Raw genomic sequence first — 18,255 nt, forward strand, 5'->3', positions numbered from 1 at the left:
GAGCTTAACTTACTTGTCGATGCCTTCCTGTCAATGCCCCACCGAGATCTCCTACAACTAGTTTGGGGATCCTTCCCATGGCTGCGCGTGGGGCGATCCTTGCTGCTGGTCGGGCTGGTGGTGTACGGCTACCTGCTCTGGCTGGGCTGGTTTCAATCGGAGCGGCTGATCTTTCTGCCCCAGCCCGCCAGCTATCGAGATGGGGACGCCATTCTCAAGCTCACGACCTCTGATGGGCTGCAGATTTCAGCGGTATATCTGCCCAATCCGGCTGCTGCTTATACCCTCCTCTATAGCCATGGCAACGCTGAAGACTTGGGGGATATCCTGCCCCGCTTGGTGCACCTGCAGCAGGCTGGGTTTGCCGTCTTGGCCTACGACTACCGCGGTTACGGCACCAGCGAAGGGATCCCTTCCGAGGCCGGCGCTTACAAAGATATCGAGGCCGCTTACACTTACCTAGTTGCCCAAGGGATCCCGCCGGAGCGGATCTTGGTCTATGGAAGATCAGTAGGGGGTGGGCCATCGGTTTATTTGGCAGCCCAAAAGCCGGTGGGGGGCGTGATCCTGGAATCCACCTTCGTCACAGCCTTTCGCGTCTTAACCCGCATCCCGCTGCTGCCCTTCGATCGCTTCGATAACCTCAGCCGCATTGCCAAGATCGATTGCCCGCTGCTGATTTTGCACGGCACCCATGATCGTTTGATCCCCTTTTGGCACGCTGAAACCCTTTATCAAGCAGCGAGGGATCCCAAACGCTTGGTGCCTATCGAAGGGGCCGGTCACAACAATTTGCTGGAAGTGGCCAGAGAGCGCTATGTCACCATCCTGCACCAATTCGTAGCCGAGCTGGTGGATCCCAAGCTGCAGGCAGGCTGAGCAGCAACTGCCAATGTTCCCTTCCTTGCGTAACTGGGAGGTCGCGAGCGGGAATAGGAATGGTGGCGTTAACTGGCCTTTAAGCTTTTTGAGCCAGCAATTCTTGCAACAGATTCTGCGCCGTCTCCATAAAGCGCATCACATCGGGCTGATGGCTCCAGATGGGGTCATTTTCAGGAAAAACCTCCAGCGAGAACATACCCTGCACTGCCTGGAGGTAGGGCAGCAGGACGGCATAGCTGGCCTGGCTGAGACCAGACCTCAGAACCTTATCCAAGAGCTTGAGCATCTGCCGTACCAGCTCCCAGCTCACTTTCAAAGGGGGGTAGAGCATCACACAGAGGGGAAACAGCTCCTGCTGGATAGCCGCCATGCTGCCTTCTAGGGCACAGAGGCCCAAGTACACCTGAAACATCTCCACATCGCGGATGCTGGAAATCCGCACGTTCAGATCTGTCAAGGGACCGCTTTCGCAGTGATAGTCCGGAAAACGTTGGGCTACCTCGGCACAAATGGACTCTGCCACGCTGGTAACCAGGGGCAAGAGCTCTTGAATAGCAGCCAAAGGCGCAGAAAAGTGATCGCCTGCCTGGGCGGCAGCGGCCTCGTACATCCTCTGCAAAGGCATGTACAGGTGGTCATCCATAACCTTCAAGTAGGGGTGGAAGAGACCCCGCTCCTGGGGCAGCAGAGCCTGCAGGACCATTTGCCCCGTGTAGTGAAATTGCATGCTTAAAAAGCCAAGTACCCGCGGATCCGGCTTGCTGTAGCGAGCCCGCAGCTGGCCACAAGATGGCGCGATCTTTACCGAAAAGCGGGCTGGTGAGAGGCCCTCCCCACAACTTGCTGCTGCCTTTTCAAATAACTCCTGGGAATCCTCGGCAATTTGCCAGGGATCAATCAAGTCCGGATCCAGCCGCTGCCTCGGTATTTCAGCAGCCAAGAGCCGCTCCGTCTTCGCCCAGGCCTGGGAGCTGGCAAAGCGCAAAGATCCCTTCACCTTGTCAGCTAGAGGGGCGCCTGGCAGCTCGCCCAAGGCAGCCTGTGCCCGTAGCTCGTCTACATATTTTTGCGCCCACAGGGTGGCCAAGCTGCAAGGTGTAACGGTTTCTGCGTCTTGCCTCAATTCTTCCATGGCCTACCTTACGTCAGAGGATCTAGTGCTACCTAGCATACTTCTAGGGGGCTACCGCTGCAGCAAAGAACTTAAGGAACGTTAAGATCCGCGCAGCAATTGTTTACGTTCTGCCTGGGCGCAAGGCGTCAGGGAAGAGGAGGAGCACTCCCTCCCGCCAGCAAGAATCTTAAAATCACCTGTAATCCGCTCGGAAAAGTGGAGTTATGTGGCAAGATCGGGAGGGATCGGATCGAAGGATTCGGATCCCTGTCTCACCGGATTGAACCCTTTTACGGAGGATCAAGAGCGTATGTCTCTCCGACTTGGCGATACTGCTCCCAATTTCACGCAAAAGTCTACCCACGGCGAAATCGATTTCTACTCTTGGGCCGGGGATAGCTGGGTGGTGTTGTTCTCTCACCCCGCCGACTACACGCCGGTCTGCACCACGGAGCTAGGCACTGTTGCGAAGCTGATGCCCGAATTTGAAAAGCGGGGTGTGAAGGTGATCGCCCTCAGTGTGGACGATGTGGACTCCCACGTCGGCTGGGTAAAAGACATCGAGGAAACCCAGAACACCACCCTGAACTATCCCATCTTGGCGGATGCAGACCGCAAGGTTTCTCAGCTCTACGACATGTTGGATCAAACCAACATCAACCAAGAAGGGCTGCCCCTGACGGTGCGCTCGGTGTTCGTTATTGATCCCAATAAGAAGATCCGCCTCATTCTTACCTACCCGGCCAGCACAGGCCGCAACTTCGACGAGCTCCTGCGGGTGATCGATGCCCTGCAGTTGACGGATAAGTATAACGTTGTCACTCCCGCCGACTGGAAAGACGGTGACGATGTCATCATTCCGCCTTCGCTGAAAGATCCGGAAGTGCTGAAAGAGAAGTTCCCGAAAGGCTACAAGGAAATTAAGCCCTATCTGCGGGTCACCCCTCAGCCTAATAAGTAGTAAAAGCCCGAACACCAACTTTGACGGGCGCTTGAGAAGGGATCCCTTCGTCGGGTAAAGCTGGGATCCTTTTGGTCTGGATCCCCTTATCGGGGATCCTTTTTACTGTTCGGGGAAGGAGGCTGCCTCTGCTGCTTTTTTGGCCAGCTCATCTACTGTGAAGTAGCGATGAAATTTATCCGTCACGCGCAACCAAGGGGAACGGCAGCCTTCTTTGCGATAGCGGGTCACAAAGCCTTTTTCCACCAACTCTGCCACGTGCTGATAAGCACCTTGGCCGCGCAACTCCACCAAATCGGCTTGCGAGAGCGGGCCACGCAGAATGATTGTAGCCAGGGTACGGGTAGCACCCACCCCAATTTCAGGGGGTAAAAGCTGGTTGGCCAGCTCCAAAAACGGCTCCCGCAACTGCAGGGCAAACCCTTCCCCCACCTGTAGGACTTCCAGGGCAGAATCGCGATGGGCATAGTCTTCCATTAATTCCAGCAGCGCATCGTAGGCTTCGTCGCGACTGCAATGGGCCAACTGGGCCAGGGCCGATAGCTCCAGAGGCTGCCCCTTCAAATAGAGGATCGCTTCGATCCGATTTTTCAGGGCCAAGACACGCTCCCTCTGACCTTGCTTTTCCGCCAACAGGGGATCCGAAATCGACGTAAGACGACGCGGGGCCATTGCAACAAGGGATCCGCTTAACTTGCTCCGTAGCATAGCAGCAGTTCTAGGCTGAGGGATCCCTTGGCCAAGCAGGCCGGATCCATCCTCGCCTTCGAGCTAGAACCCTACCCCTGATGCCACCACCATCACCACCACCGCTGCAAAGATAATCAAAGCGTAAAACTGGGCCTTGCCGCTCTCCAGGTATTTCATCGCCTCGCCGCTCACCATGGTCACCAAGCCCGTCAGGTTGACCACACCATCCACAATGCGGCTGTCCACCTCCAGCGCCTCCCGTGCCACGAAGCGGGTGCCCTGCACAAAGACTCGCTCATAGAGGTCGTCAATGTACCACTTGTTGAGGGAGAAGTAGTAGAGCGGCTGCAGGCTTTGGGGGAAGGTGCCCGGGTCGATGCGCTTTTGCCAGTAGATCAAGCTGGCCAAGGTGATGCCGATCAGCCCCATGCCCACGGAGCTACCCGCCATGATCAGAAACTCTGCCCAATCGAAATGGCCCGCCAGCACCTCTTGCCACTCTGCTGCCACCAGCGGCAAAATCGAGCCTGCCTCTGCCACAGACTCAGTCGGTGGGTGGATGAAAGCTTCAAAGAAGTTGGCAAAAGGGGTACCCACCAGGCCAATCAGCACAGAAGGGACGGCCAGAGCCAACAGCGGGAAGGTCATCGACCAAGGGGACTCATGGGGCTCTGAGGCATGGGCATCTCCGTCGTGCAGGTTTTCGTGGGCTTCAGGATGGCTGCTGGGCTGGGGTTTTTCTTGAATGTTCATGGCTCCAGGGCCAAAGGCCGGTTGTTTCCCCGCAAAAACGTAGGCAAAAGCTGGCACAGGACGGCCCTGGCTGATGGCCACCTCCTGCCGCAGTCTCAGGTTGGTGCCGCGAAACTCCCCTTCGAAGGTGAGGAAGTAGATGCGGAACATGTAGAAGGCGGTGATCCCGGCGGTGAGGAAGCCCACCCCCCACAGAGCTGGGTTCCGTTCGAAAACAGCGCCCAAGATCTCGTCTTTAGACCAAAAGCCGGCGAAGGGCGGGATCCCACAAATGGCCAACGTGCCGATCAAAAACGTGATGGCCGTAACCGGCATGTATTTGCGCAACCCCCCCATCAGGCGCATGTCTTGGGCCAAAACCGGGTCATGGCCGACCACCGCTTCCATGCCGTGGATAACTGAGCCAGAGCACAAAAAGAGCATCGCCTTAAAGTAGGCGTGGGTCATCAGGTGAAACAGGCCCGCCCCATAGGCGCCGCACCCCATGGCCATGACCATGTAGCCCAGCTGGGAAATGGTGGAGTAGGCCAAGCCTTTTTTGATGTCGTTTTGGGTGATGGCAATGGTGGCCCCCAAGAAGGCTGTGCCCGCCCCCGTCCAGGCGATGATGTCCATGGCCACCGGGATCCCTTCCAGCACCGGGAACATGCGGGCCAAGAGGAATACCCCAGCCGCCACCATCGTCGCCGCGTGGATGAGAGCCGAGATAGGCGTGGGACCTTCCATAGCATCCGGCAACCACACATGCAGCGGGAACTGAGCCGACTTGGCCACCGGCCCCAAGAACACCAACACCGCAAACAGGGCAATCAAGCTGCTGCTCACTGCCCCGCTAGCCAGCATCTCCTGCAGATTGCGCCCGATCTCATCAAACGCGAAGGTACCGGAAATCCAGTAAAAGCCCAAAATGCCCAACAGCAGGCCGAAATCTCCCACCCGGTTGACCACAAACGCCTTTTGCGCTGCTTCTGCCGCTGCCTGCCGGTCGTGCCAAAAGCCAATGAGCAGGTAGGAGCACATCCCCACCAGCTCCCAGAAGATATAGATCTGCACCAGGTTGGGGCTGACCACCAAGCCCAGCATCGAGGAGCTAAATAAGCTCAGGTAGGCGTAGAAACGCACATAGCCGGGATCGTGGGCCATGTAGCCATGGGAGTAGATCTGCACCAGAAAGGCCACCGTGGTCACCACCACCAGCATCATGGCGCTCAGGTGATCCACGACAAAGCCCATGTCCACCGAGAAGGATCCCGCCTGGGCCCAGGTGATGGTTCTGAGGACGGTTTCGTGCCCTTGCACCTGGCTGACCAAAAGGGCAAAGGCATGAACCATCGCCGTCCCGGTCGCGAACACGCTCAAAAAGGCAGCCAAAGAGCGGTTGGCCCTTGTCCAGGCGTTGAACATCAGGATACCTAAGCCGAGGAGAAAGGCTGCCACCAAAGGATAGACGGGGATCAACCAGGCGTATGTGTAGATGAATTCCATGGGAAATGCTTCCGAATGCGTCCTCTCACAGCAACGAACCTGCTCTGCTAGCCCTGCAATTGGCCGGTGGGAGTGTCTGGTGGGCTGGCATTTGCTCAACTGCTTCTGCCATTGTAAACTTTTGCGACAGAGTGCGGATCCGGATCCCGAGCATCAAGTCCATCACAGCAGAGGCTTTTCCCAGAGATCAATCGGGATCCCCGCAGCTAAATCTGTAAATATCCTAAAGAATCGGCTCTGAGCCCAAGCTGACGGTCGCAAGCAAAAACAAAAAGATGACAGGGATCCCTTGCGAGCGCTACAACGAAGGCTAGATCTACTGGCGGTCTGGAGAAACTACCCATGAGCTTGAACCTGGTGACCCTGGTGGGGCGAGCCGGCATGGATCCGGAGGTGCGCTACTTTGAGTCAGGCAAGGTGGTCTGTACTTTTAGCTTGGCGGTCAACCGATTCCGCAAAGGGGAAGACAAGCCTGATTGGTTTAACCTGGAGCTGTGGGGCCGCACTGCCGAGGTGGCGGGAGAGTATGTGCGCAAAGGCAGTCTTATCGGAGTAACGGGCAGCCTCAAGTTCGATCGCTGGAAAGACAAATCCACCGGAGAAGAGCGCCAGAGACCCATCATCGCTGTGGATCGGCTGGAATTGCTGGGATCCCGTCAAGATCGCGACGCCAACCTGCCCCCCGAAGAGCCGTTTTGACTTGTCTGGCCGGAGCCGGGCAACCTCAAGGTTTGGCTCTGCCCAAGCATCGCCTGCATTCCTGCACCACCTCTGTCAAATCCTGGCTGCACCAGGGATAGTCCAAGGGGGGTCGGCGGATCACCCACAAAGGGATCCCCAGGGTTTTGGCCACTGCCTGTTTGATCCCCAGCCCACCTGCTTCCCCAGAAGCTTTGCTGATCACCACCTGAGGGCTGAGCTGTTGCCAAAGCTGTAGTTCCTGCTCCAAGCTGAGGGGTAAGCGCATCCCAATCACCCGCTCGGCAGGGATCCCCGTTTGCACCGCCTGGGAAACCGATTCCGGCAGCACCCGCGCCCACAGTTGGCAGCGGTCTTGCCAAGGCACAAACAGGGGCAGCACCTTAACTCCCACCGTCAACAGCACCCGCCGCCCTGCCAGCACCGCATCTGTGAGCACCCCCTGCCAATCCGGTGCCACCTGTACCCAGGGATCCAGCTCTACAGGAGGGCGTTCGTAGCGCAGGTAGGGGATCCCCAGTTGGGCCGTCACCTGGATGGCCAGTTGCGAGATCTGCTGGGCAAAAGGATGAGAGGCATCCACCACCACGCAGATCCGGCGTTCTTGCAGGAATTGTTCCAGAGATGACGGCGAAAATCGGGTGACCACCACCTGACCGGGCAAATCCTGATACAGCCTTCTGGCCCCTTCAGTGGTGACGGTTGCCACCCAAGGGATCCCTTGGCGGCTGAGGGCGTCGGCCAAGCTGCGGCTCTCGCTGGTGCCCCCGATCAAGGCCACTTCCACCAAACCCCCGACTGAGCTCATAGTGTGTTGCCAAACTTTGATACCCGTAGATACGATCTAGATCACCGGCTGGAGGCAATTGCTCATGATCGAGATGCATGTGGCTGGGATTGCGGTTGATGCCGTTAACCAAAACCCCATCGTCATCCTGCGCGATAGCAGTGAGCGTCGTGCCCTGCCCATTTGGGTGGGAAAAGCAGAGGCCAATGCCATTTTGCAGGCGCTGGACGACCAAAAGCCACTGCGCCCCATGACCCATGATCTCATCCTCAACTCCTGGAAGACGTGGGGGATCAAGCTGGAGCGGGTCATCATTCACGCCTTGCTGGACAATACTTTTTACGCGGTGCTCGTCACCGTGAATGGCGACAAAAAACAGGAGATCGACTGCCGCCCCAGCGATGCCATTGCCCTTGCCCTGCGGGCCCATGTTCCCATTTGGACGGTGGAAGAGGTCATTGCGGAAGCCTCGATCCCCATGAACCAAGATGCCGACGAAGCAGAGCGGGAGGCCTTTCGCAAGTTTGTAGAGAATGTAACCCCCAGAGACTTTATCCGCAGCTATCCCATGACCGACCATCCCACCGAAGCCGACAGTTAAGCAGCTAAGGCGGATCCCACCCCCAGGGATCCCGCCAGACAGGCCATGCCCCAGGTTGCCAGGTTAACGGTCTATCCCATCAAGTCCCTGGATGGGATCTCTTTGTCTGAGGTGAGGCTGACGGCAGGGGGGACTTTGGAGGGGGATCGGCGCTACGCCCTCTTGGATGCGGAGGGGAAGCGGGTGAACGGCAAACGCCATGCTGCAGTCCACCGCCTGCGGGCCCGGTTTGATCCCCAGTTGGGCCAGGTGCAGTTGTGGGGGGATGGCAAGACGGCCCAGTTTGACCTGCAGCAGCAGCGGGATGCTTTACAAACTTGGCTCAGCCACTGGTTGGGCTTTCCGGTGCAACTGCTGGAGGATCCTGTCAGGGGATTTCCAGACGATCCCTATGCCGACGGCCCCACCCTGATCAGCATAGCCACTCTGGAGACGGTGGCCGGTTGGTTCCCCAACTTGACCCTGGAAGCGGTTCGGCAGCGCTTTCGCATGAATATCGAGCTGTCGGATTGCTCTGCCTTTTGGGAGGATCGTCTCTTTGCCCGCGCAGATCAAGGGGTGCGCTTTCGCATCGGGGAAGTGGAGCTGCTGGGCCTCAACCCCTGCACCCGCTGTGTGGTGCCCACCCGGGATCCCCTGAGCGGAGAGGCCTATCCCGGTTTTCAAAAGCACTTCGTGGCGCAACGGCAGAAAACCTTGCCACCCTGGGCCGAAGCCAGCCGCTTTGACCATTTCTATCGCCTTGGGATCAATACGTGGATCCCGAGAACGGAGACGGGCAAGCACCTGAGGGTTGGGGATCCCGTCGAAATCCTCGGGGTTGAACCCCTCAGCCTCTACCCTGAGCTGAATCGAACCCCAGGTTAGTTTCCGACCTACAATCAAGCTAGAGCAGCTCTTTTGGCTTGACCAAGCTATGCAAACCCTGGATCGGCCCAACGCCCCCCCCCAGCAGCCCTACCCAGAACCGGTCTATCCCCGTCGCCCCACCCGCACGGTGGCCGTAGCTGATGTGTTGATCGGCAGCCAGCACCCGGTGGTGGTACAGTCCATGATTAACGAGGACACCCTCGACGTCGACGCGGCAGTGGCCGGGATCCGCCGTCTGCACGAGGCAGGCTCAGAGATTGTGCGGGTTACCGTTCCCAGCATGGCCCATGCCAAGGCGATGGAGGCGATTCGGGAGAAGCTGATCCAAACCTACAAGCCCGTGCCTTTGGTAGCTGATGTCCATCACAACGGCATCAAGATCGCCCTGGAGGTGGCCAAATACGTGGACAAGGTGCGCATCAATCCGGGGTTGTTCATCTTTGAAAAACCTCAGCCCGGTCGCACAGAATATACCCAGGCGGAATTTGAGGCCATTCGTAACAAAATCCGGGAAACCTTCACCCCCCTTGTCCAGACCCTCAAAGCCCAGAACAAAGCCCTGCGCATCGGGGTCAATCATGGATCCCTGGCAGAGCGGATGCTCTTCACCTACGGGGATACGCCTGAGGGCATGGTGGAGTCGGCCCTGGAATTTGCCCAAATCTGCGCCGAGCAAGACTTTCACAATGTGGTGCTTTCCTTCAAGGCCTCCCGCCCGCAGGTCATGTTGGCGGCCTACCGGCTGGCAGCCCGTCGCTTCGATGCCCTGGGCCTGAATTACCCCTTCCACTTAGGTGTCACCGAGGCGGGCGATGGAGAATATGGCCGCATCAAGTCGGCGGTGGGGATCGGAACCCTCTTGGCTGAAGGGATCGGCGACACGATTCGGGTTTCTCTTACGGAAGCGCCAGAGAAGGAGATCCCGGTGGCCTACGGCATTTTGCAAGCTCTGAACCTGCGCAAAACCATGGTGGAGTATGTGGCCTGCCCTTCTTGTGGCCGCACCCTGTTCAATTTGGAGGAAGTGCTGCAGAAGGTGCGTGCTGCAACTCAGCATCTGGTGGGGTTGGACATTGCCGTGATGGGCTGCATTGTCAATGGGCCGGGAGAGATGGCCGACGCCGACTACGGCTATGTGGGTAAAACGCCAGGGGTGATCTCCCTCTACCGTGGCAAAGAAGAAGTGAAGAGGGTGCCGGAATCGGAAGGTGTCCAGGCGCTGATCGACCTGATCAAAGCCGATGGGCGCTGGGTGGATCCCCCTTCTTCCCATTAATTCCGCTTCCCCCTCAAAAAGCGACCTGTCCAGCAATCCTGCCGCGCTCTTGCTTTGCTGAGAAACTGGCTAGCGGCGTTTGCCACGCAGAGCTTTGGCGCGGTTGTTCACCTGCCTCACAAACAGCGGCAGCAGGTGCGCCTGGATATATTCAAACGCTGCTTGCAGACCTTCTGTTTCTTGACATACTCCCCTGCCTTTAGGCAGGAGATTCTGGTTCCTGGTTCTGCGACAGCACTTACCGTGTTGGGTTGCCCCTCTACGACAGCGGTGCTCATCTCCCCAGGCGTTCCCCCAAGCGCTACGCGCCGCTGACGCGAGTGCAGGGCGGTTCCCCAATGCCCTTAGGTACCGTTGCAAACAACAACTACAAAACCTATTGAGGCTGCATCCAGTCGTGAGACTGTTGGGTTTAAGGCCTACGGTCCGCTGACGCGAATAGAGCGGTTGACTACCCTGCCGCTGCAGGCAGCATAGCACAAAGCCGCCCTAGATAGGCCGATTTCCGCTTCCACCTGCGTGGGATCCCTGAGGGCCGACAGAAATTGGTTGGAGGTCAGCCACGTGAAGAGTTCTGCGCGATTCAAGTCACAACTGGGCGGGGAAGGCACTTGCCAGTCTTGAGGTGGGCCAAGCAGCCACTGCCGGGCAAACAAGCTCAACACCGCATCCCCCAGCCAAGCCTTGTCGCGACGGGATCCCTCGTCCAATTGGGCCACCTGCTGTCTGATGGCCTGGCCGGTCGAGGAGCAATGGGATCCTGTCAGCATGGAAATGGGAAGCGTGCAAGAACTGGCAGCAGACAAGCCCGGCGGCGAAGCAGCCCTGCCTCATTTTAAGATAAGGTCTGGCCCGCCCTCACCAGGGTTGCAGATGGAGTGTGGCATTGTGAGGATCCTTGGAGCATGTTGTTGGAGCTAACCCCAGAAGAATGCGAATCGGTGATTCCGGTGGTGCCAACGCGCCTTCAGTATGCCGCTTACTGGAGCGATGCCCTCAAGAGCACGGGCCGCATCATCACGGCCATTTTGGTGGGCGTGGCGTTGCTGGTTCTTTCCCGCGCTTTCGGCGAGGGATCCTTTCTGGGGGCGATCTCCTTTCTGGTCGGGATTCTCTCGTTGCTCTATCCCTTCCTGTGGGGGCCGCTCTATACCATCTCCCGCCGTCAGCTAGCCTTTCGCGAGATTCCCTATGGGGGATTGTTTTTTGGGCAGGTGTTGCGCACTCGCCGCTTCGAGGTGGTGGTGGAAGAGCGAGAAAAGCTGGATGAAGATGGCAACTTCTACATTGAAGAGGTGCGGGAGCGCCAGTTTGAGATGGAAATTGGCGATGAGACCGGAGTCGTCTATCGTGTGCGGGCCAAGGACGATCCCCGCTACAGGCGAATTGTCAAAAAGCAATCGGTGCTCGGGTTGGTGAAAGCCTATTCCCGCGATTTGCAGCGCCGGCCCACCTTGAGCGAGGTCTATGTGGTCAAGCTGGGGGAGTGGGTGGGAGATGTCTCCTATCTGGATCGGGAGGCTTTTTTGGATATGGCAGATGAGCTGTTGGAGCTACAGGCCCAAGGACAAGCTTGATCCCCTGGATCCCTGGTGTTCTCTGGGATGGAGGGGAAGGGATCCCTGCCTTTTTATTCTGAAACCTAAACGGCTGCCTATCCGGGAGCGCCGCTTTTAACGCTGGGTTAGCCGCATTATTGTACTGGCCAGGGGTAGGGTTGGGTAGTTTACTGTGGACTGGCGGGAGCTTTAAACTGAGGGCTGTAAGCTAAAAACAACTGCCATGGGCGATCCTCTCACCCCCCAAGTTAGCGAGCGCATCTGCAAGCACATGAACGAAGATCATGCCGATGCAATAGCCCTCTACGCCAGGGTCTTTGGCCAGGTGGAAGGAGTTACCCAAGCCCGCATGCAGGCCATTGACCCGGAAGGGATGGACTTGCGGGTGCAGGTCGACGGGGCCGTACAAACGCTGCGGATCCGCTTCGACCACCCCCTGCGGGACTCCGAGGACGCCCATCAAACCTTAATTGCCATGGTGAAGCAGGCTCGCGCTCAAGTTAAACAGGCTACAAAGTGATGAGAGATACAGTTGAGGCTTAGCTGGCCTGCTGTAGGAGCAGATCCAACTGGCCGCGAGCCTCTAGCGCGTAAAGATCGTCGCAGCCGCCGATATGCTGGTCGTTGATGAAAATTTGCGGCACCGAACGGCGGCCGTTGGCCCGCTTGGCCATTTCCGCCCGTGCTGCCTCGTCTCCATCGATGGCGTACTCGATATACTTCACGCCTTTGCGATCCAGCAGTTGCTTAGCCCGGATGCAAAAGGGACAAAAACGCCAGGTGTAAATCTCAACAGTCATAAGAAAACAACAAACGCTTTTACATAGCTTAACATTTTCACGGAGCCGGGATCCCTTTCCTTGCAAACCTGGGGTTTTCTGCCTCCCATGGTCTAGTTGGCTTCCTTCCAATTGTGGCCAATTTGGATATCCACCACCAGCGGTATGGAGAGGGGCACTGCTCCTTCCATTTCCCTTTGGATCAGCGGTTTTAGGGCCTGCCATTCCGAGGGATCCACCTCAAACACCAGCTCATCATGCACTTGCAGGAGCAAGCGGGAACGAAAGTTCTGCAGCTTTTGCCGCAGGCGCACCATTGCTACTTTGATAATGTCCGAGGCGGATCCCTGAATGGGAGCATTCACAGCTGCCCGCAATTCCGCTTGTTTGCGATGGCCTGTCAGACGAGACAAATTGGGAAAATAGCGACGGCGACCCAAGATCGTTTCTACATAGCCATGCTTTTCCACAAAGGCTTCAGTGGAGCGCAGATAGGCAAAAATGCCGGCGTAGCGCTCGTTAAATCGCCGTAAAAATTGCTTGGCTTCCGACAAAGAAACCCCCGCAGTGCGGGCAAAGCGCTGCGCTCCCATGCCATAGATCACCCCATAGTTGATCGTTTTGGCCAGGCGGCGTTCTTCGCTGGTTATTTCCTGTTTTTCCAGGAGCAGGCGGGCGGTCAGGGTATGCACATCTTCCCCTGAGCGAAAGCCTTCCAGCAAGGCAGGTTCTTGGCTGAGGTGGGCCAAAATGCGCAGCTCAATTTGAGAGTAATCTGCTGCCGCCAATAGCCATCCCTCTTGGGGAATAAAAGCTTGTCGAATCCGGCGACTGAACTCGGTGCGAATGGGAATATTTTGCAAGTTGGGGTTTGAGGAGCTGAGCCTGCCGGTGGCAGTAACGGTTTGGTTAAAGTCGGTGTGGACTCTGCCGGTATCGCTTCTTACCAGGGCAGGCAGAGCATCCACATAGGTCGATTTCAGCTTGGCCAAGGTGCGGTATTGCACGATGGTTTCGATGAGAGGATGATCCCCCTCTAGCTTTTCTAAAACTGAGGCATCAGTGGAATAGCCAGTAGCCGTTTTGCGGGTTTTGCGAATGTCCAATTTCAGCTTTTCAAAGAGCAGGGATCCCAGTTGTTTGGGAGAATTGAGGTTGAAGGTCTCTCCGGCCTGGGCATAGGCTTTCTGCTCCAAACTTTGCAGCTCTTGTTCCAGCTCTTGGGAAAATTGCCTCAGAAACTCGGTATCAACGCGAATGCCGATCCACTCCATCTCTTCCAAAACTTGGGCCAAGGGCAGCTCGACTTGAATAAAAAGATCCCACAGGCGTGGATCGGTTTTCTGCAGCTTTTCGGTGAGGATTGGCACCAGACGATAGGCACAATAGGCGTCGGTTCCACAGTATTCTGCAACTCTGGAAATTGGGATGTCGGCGATGGACTGTTCCTTGCCCAGCAACTTTTTGTAGCTGGTGGTTGGCAAACCCAAATGGGTAGCTGCCAAATCGGCCAAGTTGTGGCTGGCTTCTGGATCCAAAACGTAGCTGGCCAACATGGGATCAAACTGGATCCCTTGCAGGCGGATCCCGTGGGCGCGGAAAATGCTCAGATCATACTTACAGTTCTGTAGGCTTTTGGGTCGGTTGGGATCTTCCCAGAGGGGCTGCAGGCTTTGTTTCACCAGCTCCCAATCCAGATTGGATCCCTGGCGGTGGCCGATGGGCAGGTAGGCGATATCTCCCTCTGACCAACAACAGCCGATCCCCACCAATTGGGCATCCCGTGGATCTAGACTGGTGGTTTCAGTATCCCAAGCTACAATCCCTGGGCAGGCCAGCAGCTCTTGCCGCAAAAGCTCCAGTTGCTCCGGCGTATCGATGATGCGCACCGCCGGCAGAGAAGGGACGGGATCGAGGGCAAAATCAAACCACAGGGCTTCGTCAGGAGCGTTTGCGGGATCCCCGGTGGGATTAAAAGCGCCAACCACCTCTGCCTCGGTTGGGATCCCCCCCAAAGCCGTTTGTATTTTGCGCACTTGGGCGATGAAGCTGTGAAACTCCAATTTTTCCAGCAGCGGCAGCAATTCTGCTTGATCAAACCCGGTTAATTTCATGCTCTCCCAGTCGGGAGAAAGAGGAACGTCGCATTTGATCCGAGCCATAAATTGCGAGTGATGGGCCGCCGGGATCCCTTCTTTGAGGTATTGCTGGACTTTTCCTTGGATCTCGTCCAGGTGGTCGAAAATTTCATCCAAACTGCCGTAGCGCTCCAGCAGCTCCACAGCTCGCTTGGGGCCGATCCCTTTCACCCCGGGAATGTTGTCAGAAGGGTCACCACAGAGGGCCTTATAATCCACCACCTGCCAAGGCCAGATGCCCAATTTTTCTTTCACTTGTTCGGGGCCAAACTCGCTGATGCGATCTTTGCTGTTGAGGTGCAAAACCCGAACTCTTCCATCGGTATCGATCAACTGGAACAGATCTTGATCGCCACTTAAGATCTGCACCCGGTAATCTTGGGGGGCTAGCCTACTGAGGGTGCCCAAAATGTCATCGGCTTCAAAACCAGGCACCACCAAAATCGGGATGCGTAGTGCCGTCAACACCTGCTTCAGGTTCTCCACATCTTCGATAAACTCCGGTGGCGTTTCCGGGCGGCCTGATTTGTAGGTTTCGTCGGCCTCGTGGCGAAAAGTGGGCTGCCGTGTATCAAAGGCAACGGCTACATGGGTAGGGGTGTATTTGTCCAAGACTTCCAACAGCGATTTCAAAAAGCCAAAGCTGACGCTGGTGGGGATCCCAGTGGAAGTGCGCAACCCCCCCTCGCGGCTGTAGGCAAAGGCGTAGAAGGAGCGATAGGCCAGAGAGTGACCATCCACCAGCAGCAGTGTTGGAGTTTGCCAAGCCATCAGCTGATACTTTGAGGGTGAATCTAGCCTATCGGATCTGGGCTATGGGCAGAAGGGATCCCACATCCGTCTCAAGAACTCGAGCGGCGGGCTGCTGCCGACACCCAATGGCAACTTCTGTAATCACAATCTGTAGGCACAATCTGTAATCACAACTGGCTAGGACGAGATCCAAAAGCCCATCGACGGGCCCGCCAACCCTGATTTCCGTTTTGCGGGCTACAATGCTCATGCCCATTTTTTCAATTGGTTGGCTCAATCGGCAATACCTAAATTTGTTACCCAGTTGATCACCCAAAGCATTGCCCTCTGGTTCTGGACAACATACAGCTCACCACAATGCTCTTCTCTTCTCAGCAAATCCTGCCCCCATCTCTCTACCCACCCCTGCATTGGGGCCTCAAGACCCTCTTTCCCGACGGCCTGTGGGAGTTGCCGGCAGATCCCCATACCCAGCGGGTGGCTCTGACCTTTGACGATGGCCCTCACCCTGAGTACACTCCGGCTTTGTTGCAGGTTTTGATGGATTTTCAGGTGTCGGCCACGTTTTTTGTGTTGGGAGAACGGGTGCAGCGCTGGCCCCACCTGGCCCGTCAGATCCGCCAACAAGGCCACCGCATTGGCCTTCACGGCTGGCAGCATCGCCCTTTTACCGAGCTTGCCCCTGGAGAGCTTTATCAGAGCCTGAAGCGCAGCCAAGCTGCCCTGGTGGCTGCCTGTGGCGGGATCCCTGACGATTATCGGGCTGTGCGCCCGCCCAATGGCTTGTTTTGGCCGCAGACGCTTGCGGATTTGCGCCGTTGGGGCTTTTGTCCGGTGATGTGGAGCGTGGTGCCTGAGGATTGGCTGATCCCACCGGTATCGGTGGTAGTGGAGCGGGTGCTGGCCCAGGTGCGGCCTGGCTCCTTGATCGTGCTGCACGATGGGGTAGAGGGGGGATCCCAAGTGGCTGAGGTGACGCGGCAGTTGATCCCAGCTTTGAAGAAGCGGGGATTTGAATTTGTCCACTTGCCGGATCCCTGGGATCTTTCCAGTCAGGGAGAAAGTTAAATACAGTAGAGGCACGCACAAGCAGGAGGGTCAGGCCATGGGCGCACGCAAGATTATCTACGGCATTTTTGGGCAACGGGCCGGCAGCGTCATCGTCGGAACTTGGAACTGGCTGTGGGGGATCCCGGTGGAGAAAGGTGGCACAGGGGCGGTGATGGTGGCGGAAGAATCCCTACGCAGGATGCAGGAGACGGTTCAGCGTCTCACGGAAGCCGTTGCCACCCAAGTAGCCGCCTATCAGCGGGCTGAGCAGAAGTACATGCAAAAGGTGCGGGAGTACCAGGCCCTGGAGAACAAAGCTCGCCTGGCCGCCCAACGGGGCGATCAAGAGGCTGCCCGCCTGGCTATGTCCCAAGCGCTGCAAATTGAGGCCATTCTCGGCCCCCTTAAGGAGAACGTGGAAACTGCCGAGCGCTACGTCAAAGCCGCCAAGCAAAAGCTGGCCCGCGAGAAAGAGCGATTGGCCGCTTACAAGAGCGAGCTGAGCAACCTCAAAGACATCAACGAGGTGAACCAAGCTCTGGAGCAGATGACCCGCGTCAACAACTCCTACAACATCGACTCGGCCAAGTCCCAATTTGAGGCGGCAAAGAATGCTATCCAGGCTCGCCAGCTCAAATCCCGAGCCATGAGCGAACTCTCGGAAGATCGCAGCGAGCAGATTGCTGCCCAACTGGATGAAATGGCTATGGACGACGAAATCTCCCGCCGCTTGGCAATGCTCACCGGCCAAGGAGGTGCCCAGGCCAACCTGCCGCTACCGGATCTGGATTTCGAGAAGCGGCTCCCCCAATAGCGGCAGTTGCTTTTAGGCCGGTAGGATCCCCTGTTTTCAGTCTCAGCCGACATCGGCGACCACGCTGCTGAGCCGGAGTTTTCCGTGGGCGCAGTCCGGCCAACTGGGCTGGATACTCAGGCCTGAGCACGCCCGGCACCCAGGCCAAGGGGTTAGAGCTGGCGCGCTCGTACTAGGATGATAAAGGAAGAATAGGCAACCCACCTGAGGAGAGGATCCCAGCAATGTCAGCAGCACGAGGCGCGCATTCTGCCCGATCAGGCCTGTGGCCCACTTACGCAACCAGCCCGTGGCTGTCTAGAGCGCTGTTGCTGCTCTGTGTCTGCCTCAGCTTGGTGGTCGGTGCCTGTTCCGCAGGCTCTAACCTACGGGCCTACAGGGATCCCAGCGGAGCCTTTGCTTTTGCTTACCCCAACGGCATGGTGGCGGTCAATCTTGGGCCGGGGAAAGGGCCGGTGGTACTCCTGCGCGACCTGGTGTACGAGACCGAGAACGTCAGCCTGATGATCGCCCCGTTTGACAAGGGGGAGACGATTGCCGATTTGGGCAGCCCGGATGAGGTGGGGCAGTTGGTGGCGGAGAAGATCATTGCTCCTGAGGGATCCGGTCGCTCGGCCAAGCTGTTGGCTGCCGAAGCCTTTGAGCGGCAGGAGCACCCCTATTACCTGCTGGAATACCAAACCGATATGGGATCCCAGCTTCGTCATGAGGTGGTGACGGTAACCGTTCGGCACCATCGCCTCTACACGCTGACGGCCTCTACCCAGGAATCCCGCTGGCCTCAGGTGCAAGCTGCCTTTAGGAACGTGGGCCGCTCTCTGAATGTTTCCTAAGGCTTTCTCAAGGGGTTGAACCGGGTTGTAGGCCAGGGCTGAGCCCTTTAAGAGTAAACTACCCGACCCTGACTGCTTCGCAGTACAGGGCGGGCTTAAGGCCTCCGGCCCGCTGACGCGAACGGTAGCCCTGCAGTTGGCAAGCCAACCACGAACCTCTAGGCTGGTTTACAGCAGCCCCCAAAAGCGCAATCACATTCGCACCATTCAA

At 57.3% G+C, this 18,255-nt stretch carries 19 protein-coding genes and 1 pseudogene; 11 read left to right on the forward strand and 9 right to left on the reverse strand.

Annotated features, from left to right (window positions below; translation table 11 throughout):
* Nucleotides 1-33: 33 nt before the first annotated feature.
* Nucleotides 34-879 (forward strand): alpha/beta hydrolase, encoded by an 846-nt coding sequence (locus ACVWZ1_RS07875; protein WP_457467327.1) that lies wholly within the window; start codon nucleotides 34-36, stop codon nucleotides 877-879.
* Nucleotides 880-958: 79 nt separating this feature from the next.
* Here the strand turns inward: ACVWZ1_RS07875 and ACVWZ1_RS07880 are convergent, their stop codons facing one another.
* Nucleotides 959-2,014 carry a hypothetical protein gene (locus ACVWZ1_RS07880; RefSeq protein WP_457491864.1) on the reverse strand — a complete coding sequence of 352 codons (1,056 nt, stop codon included), beginning with the start codon at nucleotides 2,012-2,014 and terminating at the stop codon, nucleotides 959-961.
* A 292-nt stretch (nucleotides 2,015-2,306) separates the two neighbouring features.
* Here ACVWZ1_RS07880 and ACVWZ1_RS07885 point away from each other — a divergent pair, with 292 nt between their 5' ends.
* On the forward strand, nucleotides 2,307-2,957 hold the full coding sequence (locus ACVWZ1_RS07885; RefSeq protein WP_457503055.1) for a peroxiredoxin: 651 nt from the start codon (nucleotides 2,307-2,309) through the stop codon (nucleotides 2,955-2,957).
* A gap of 102 nt (nucleotides 2,958-3,059) precedes the next feature.
* Here ACVWZ1_RS07885 and scpB read toward each other — a convergent pair whose 3' ends face one another.
* Nucleotides 3,060-3,629, reverse strand: coding sequence for an SMC-Scp complex subunit ScpB (gene scpB / locus ACVWZ1_RS07890; protein ID WP_457503069.1), 570 nt, complete (start codon nucleotides 3,627-3,629; stop codon nucleotides 3,060-3,062).
* A 99-nt stretch (nucleotides 3,630-3,728) separates the two neighbouring features.
* Nucleotides 3,729-5,885 (reverse strand): NAD(P)H-quinone oxidoreductase subunit 5, encoded by a 2,157-nt coding sequence (locus ACVWZ1_RS07895; RefSeq protein ID WP_457503056.1) that lies wholly within the window; start codon nucleotides 5,883-5,885, stop codon nucleotides 3,729-3,731.
* A gap of 342 nt (nucleotides 5,886-6,227) precedes the next feature.
* Here ACVWZ1_RS07895 and ACVWZ1_RS07900 point away from each other — a divergent pair, with 342 nt between their 5' ends.
* The gene (locus ACVWZ1_RS07900; protein ID WP_457503057.1) at nucleotides 6,228-6,584 is read left to right on the forward strand and encodes a single-stranded DNA-binding protein; all 357 of its coding nucleotides are present in this window, start codon (nucleotides 6,228-6,230) and stop codon (nucleotides 6,582-6,584) included.
* A 25-nt stretch (nucleotides 6,585-6,609) separates the two neighbouring features.
* Here ACVWZ1_RS07900 and ACVWZ1_RS07905 read toward each other — a convergent pair whose 3' ends face one another.
* Nucleotides 6,610-7,392, reverse strand: coding sequence for a cobalt-precorrin-6A reductase (locus ACVWZ1_RS07905; protein WP_457503058.1), 783 nt, complete (start codon nucleotides 7,390-7,392; stop codon nucleotides 6,610-6,612).
* A 64-nt stretch (nucleotides 7,393-7,456) separates the two neighbouring features.
* Between ACVWZ1_RS07905 and ACVWZ1_RS07910 the strand changes: the two genes are divergently transcribed.
* Genes ACVWZ1_RS07910 through ispG form a run of 3 tightly spaced genes read left to right on the forward strand, consistent with a single transcriptional unit; the run spans nucleotide 7,457 to nucleotide 10,118 of the window.
* Nucleotides 7,457-7,972, forward strand: coding sequence for a bifunctional nuclease family protein (locus ACVWZ1_RS07910; RefSeq protein WP_414374361.1), 516 nt, complete (start codon nucleotides 7,457-7,459; stop codon nucleotides 7,970-7,972).
* 45 nt (nucleotides 7,973-8,017) lie between these two features.
* Nucleotides 8,018-8,839, forward strand: coding sequence for an MOSC domain-containing protein (locus tag ACVWZ1_RS07915; RefSeq protein ID WP_457503060.1), 822 nt, complete (start codon nucleotides 8,018-8,020; stop codon nucleotides 8,837-8,839).
* A gap of 49 nt (nucleotides 8,840-8,888) precedes the next feature.
* Nucleotides 8,889-10,118 (forward strand): (E)-4-hydroxy-3-methylbut-2-enyl-diphosphate synthase, encoded by a 1,230-nt coding sequence (gene ispG, locus ACVWZ1_RS07920; RefSeq protein WP_414355422.1) that lies wholly within the window; start codon nucleotides 8,889-8,891, stop codon nucleotides 10,116-10,118.
* Nucleotides 10,119-10,537: 419 nt separating this feature from the next.
* Here the strand turns inward: ispG and ACVWZ1_RS07925 are convergent, their stop codons facing one another.
* A complete protein-coding gene (locus ACVWZ1_RS07925) occupies nucleotides 10,538-10,924 on the reverse strand; it encodes a hypothetical protein (RefSeq protein WP_457503062.1) in 387 nt (128 codons plus the stop codon).
* 99 nt (nucleotides 10,925-11,023) lie between these two features.
* Between ACVWZ1_RS07925 and ACVWZ1_RS07930 the strand changes: the two genes are divergently transcribed.
* Together ACVWZ1_RS07930 and ACVWZ1_RS07935 are read left to right on the forward strand one after the other, a co-directional pair.
* Nucleotides 11,024-11,695, forward strand: a complete 672-nt coding sequence (locus ACVWZ1_RS07930) for a hypothetical protein (RefSeq protein ID WP_457503063.1) — start codon at nucleotides 11,024-11,026, stop codon at nucleotides 11,693-11,695.
* 205 nt (nucleotides 11,696-11,900) lie between these two features.
* Nucleotides 11,901-12,197 (forward strand): DUF2470 domain-containing protein, encoded by a 297-nt coding sequence (locus tag ACVWZ1_RS07935; protein WP_011431796.1) that lies wholly within the window; start codon nucleotides 11,901-11,903, stop codon nucleotides 12,195-12,197.
* Between the two features lie 19 nt (nucleotides 12,198-12,216).
* Here the strand turns inward: ACVWZ1_RS07935 and grxC are convergent, their stop codons facing one another.
* From grxC to ACVWZ1_RS07950, 3 genes are all read right to left on the reverse strand, one after another.
* On the reverse strand, nucleotides 12,217-12,477 hold the full coding sequence (grxC, locus tag ACVWZ1_RS07940) for a glutaredoxin 3 (RefSeq protein ID WP_011431797.1): 261 nt from the start codon (nucleotides 12,475-12,477) through the stop codon (nucleotides 12,217-12,219).
* Between the two features lie 92 nt (nucleotides 12,478-12,569).
* Nucleotides 12,570-15,365 carry a DNA polymerase I gene (gene polA, locus ACVWZ1_RS07945; protein WP_457503064.1) on the reverse strand — a complete coding sequence of 932 codons (2,796 nt, stop codon included), beginning with the start codon at nucleotides 15,363-15,365 and terminating at the stop codon, nucleotides 12,570-12,572.
* Between the two features lie 28 nt (nucleotides 15,366-15,393).
* Nucleotides 15,394-15,624, reverse strand: coding sequence for a hypothetical protein (locus ACVWZ1_RS07950; protein WP_414355428.1), 231 nt, complete (start codon nucleotides 15,622-15,624; stop codon nucleotides 15,394-15,396).
* A gap of 80 nt (nucleotides 15,625-15,704) precedes the next feature.
* Here ACVWZ1_RS07950 and ACVWZ1_RS07955 point away from each other — a divergent pair, with 80 nt between their 5' ends.
* The 3 genes from ACVWZ1_RS07955 to psbP all read left to right on the forward strand — a co-directional run bounded on the left by ACVWZ1_RS07955 (nucleotide 15,705) and on the right by psbP (nucleotide 18,044).
* Nucleotides 15,705-16,415, forward strand: coding sequence for a polysaccharide deacetylase family protein (locus ACVWZ1_RS07955; RefSeq protein ID WP_457467319.1), 711 nt, complete (start codon nucleotides 15,705-15,707; stop codon nucleotides 16,413-16,415).
* A 37-nt stretch (nucleotides 16,416-16,452) separates the two neighbouring features.
* Entirely contained in the window at nucleotides 16,453-17,211 is a 759-nt protein-coding gene (locus tag ACVWZ1_RS07960) for a PspA/IM30 family protein (protein WP_457467318.1), read from the forward strand.
* Between the two features lie 308 nt (nucleotides 17,212-17,519).
* Complete coding sequence (gene psbP / locus ACVWZ1_RS07965; RefSeq protein ID WP_414381637.1) at nucleotides 17,520-18,044, forward strand: photosystem II reaction center PsbP; 525 nt, start codon at nucleotides 17,520-17,522, stop codon at nucleotides 18,042-18,044.
* Nucleotides 18,045-18,102: 58 nt separating this feature from the next.
* Here psbP and ACVWZ1_RS07970 read toward each other — a convergent pair.
* Nucleotides 18,103-18,255 (reverse strand): annotated as a pseudogene (locus tag ACVWZ1_RS07970) (RNA-guided endonuclease TnpB family protein); the annotation flags it as partial.

Source organism: Thermostichus sp. MS-CIW-25 (genome assembly GCF_054060015.1).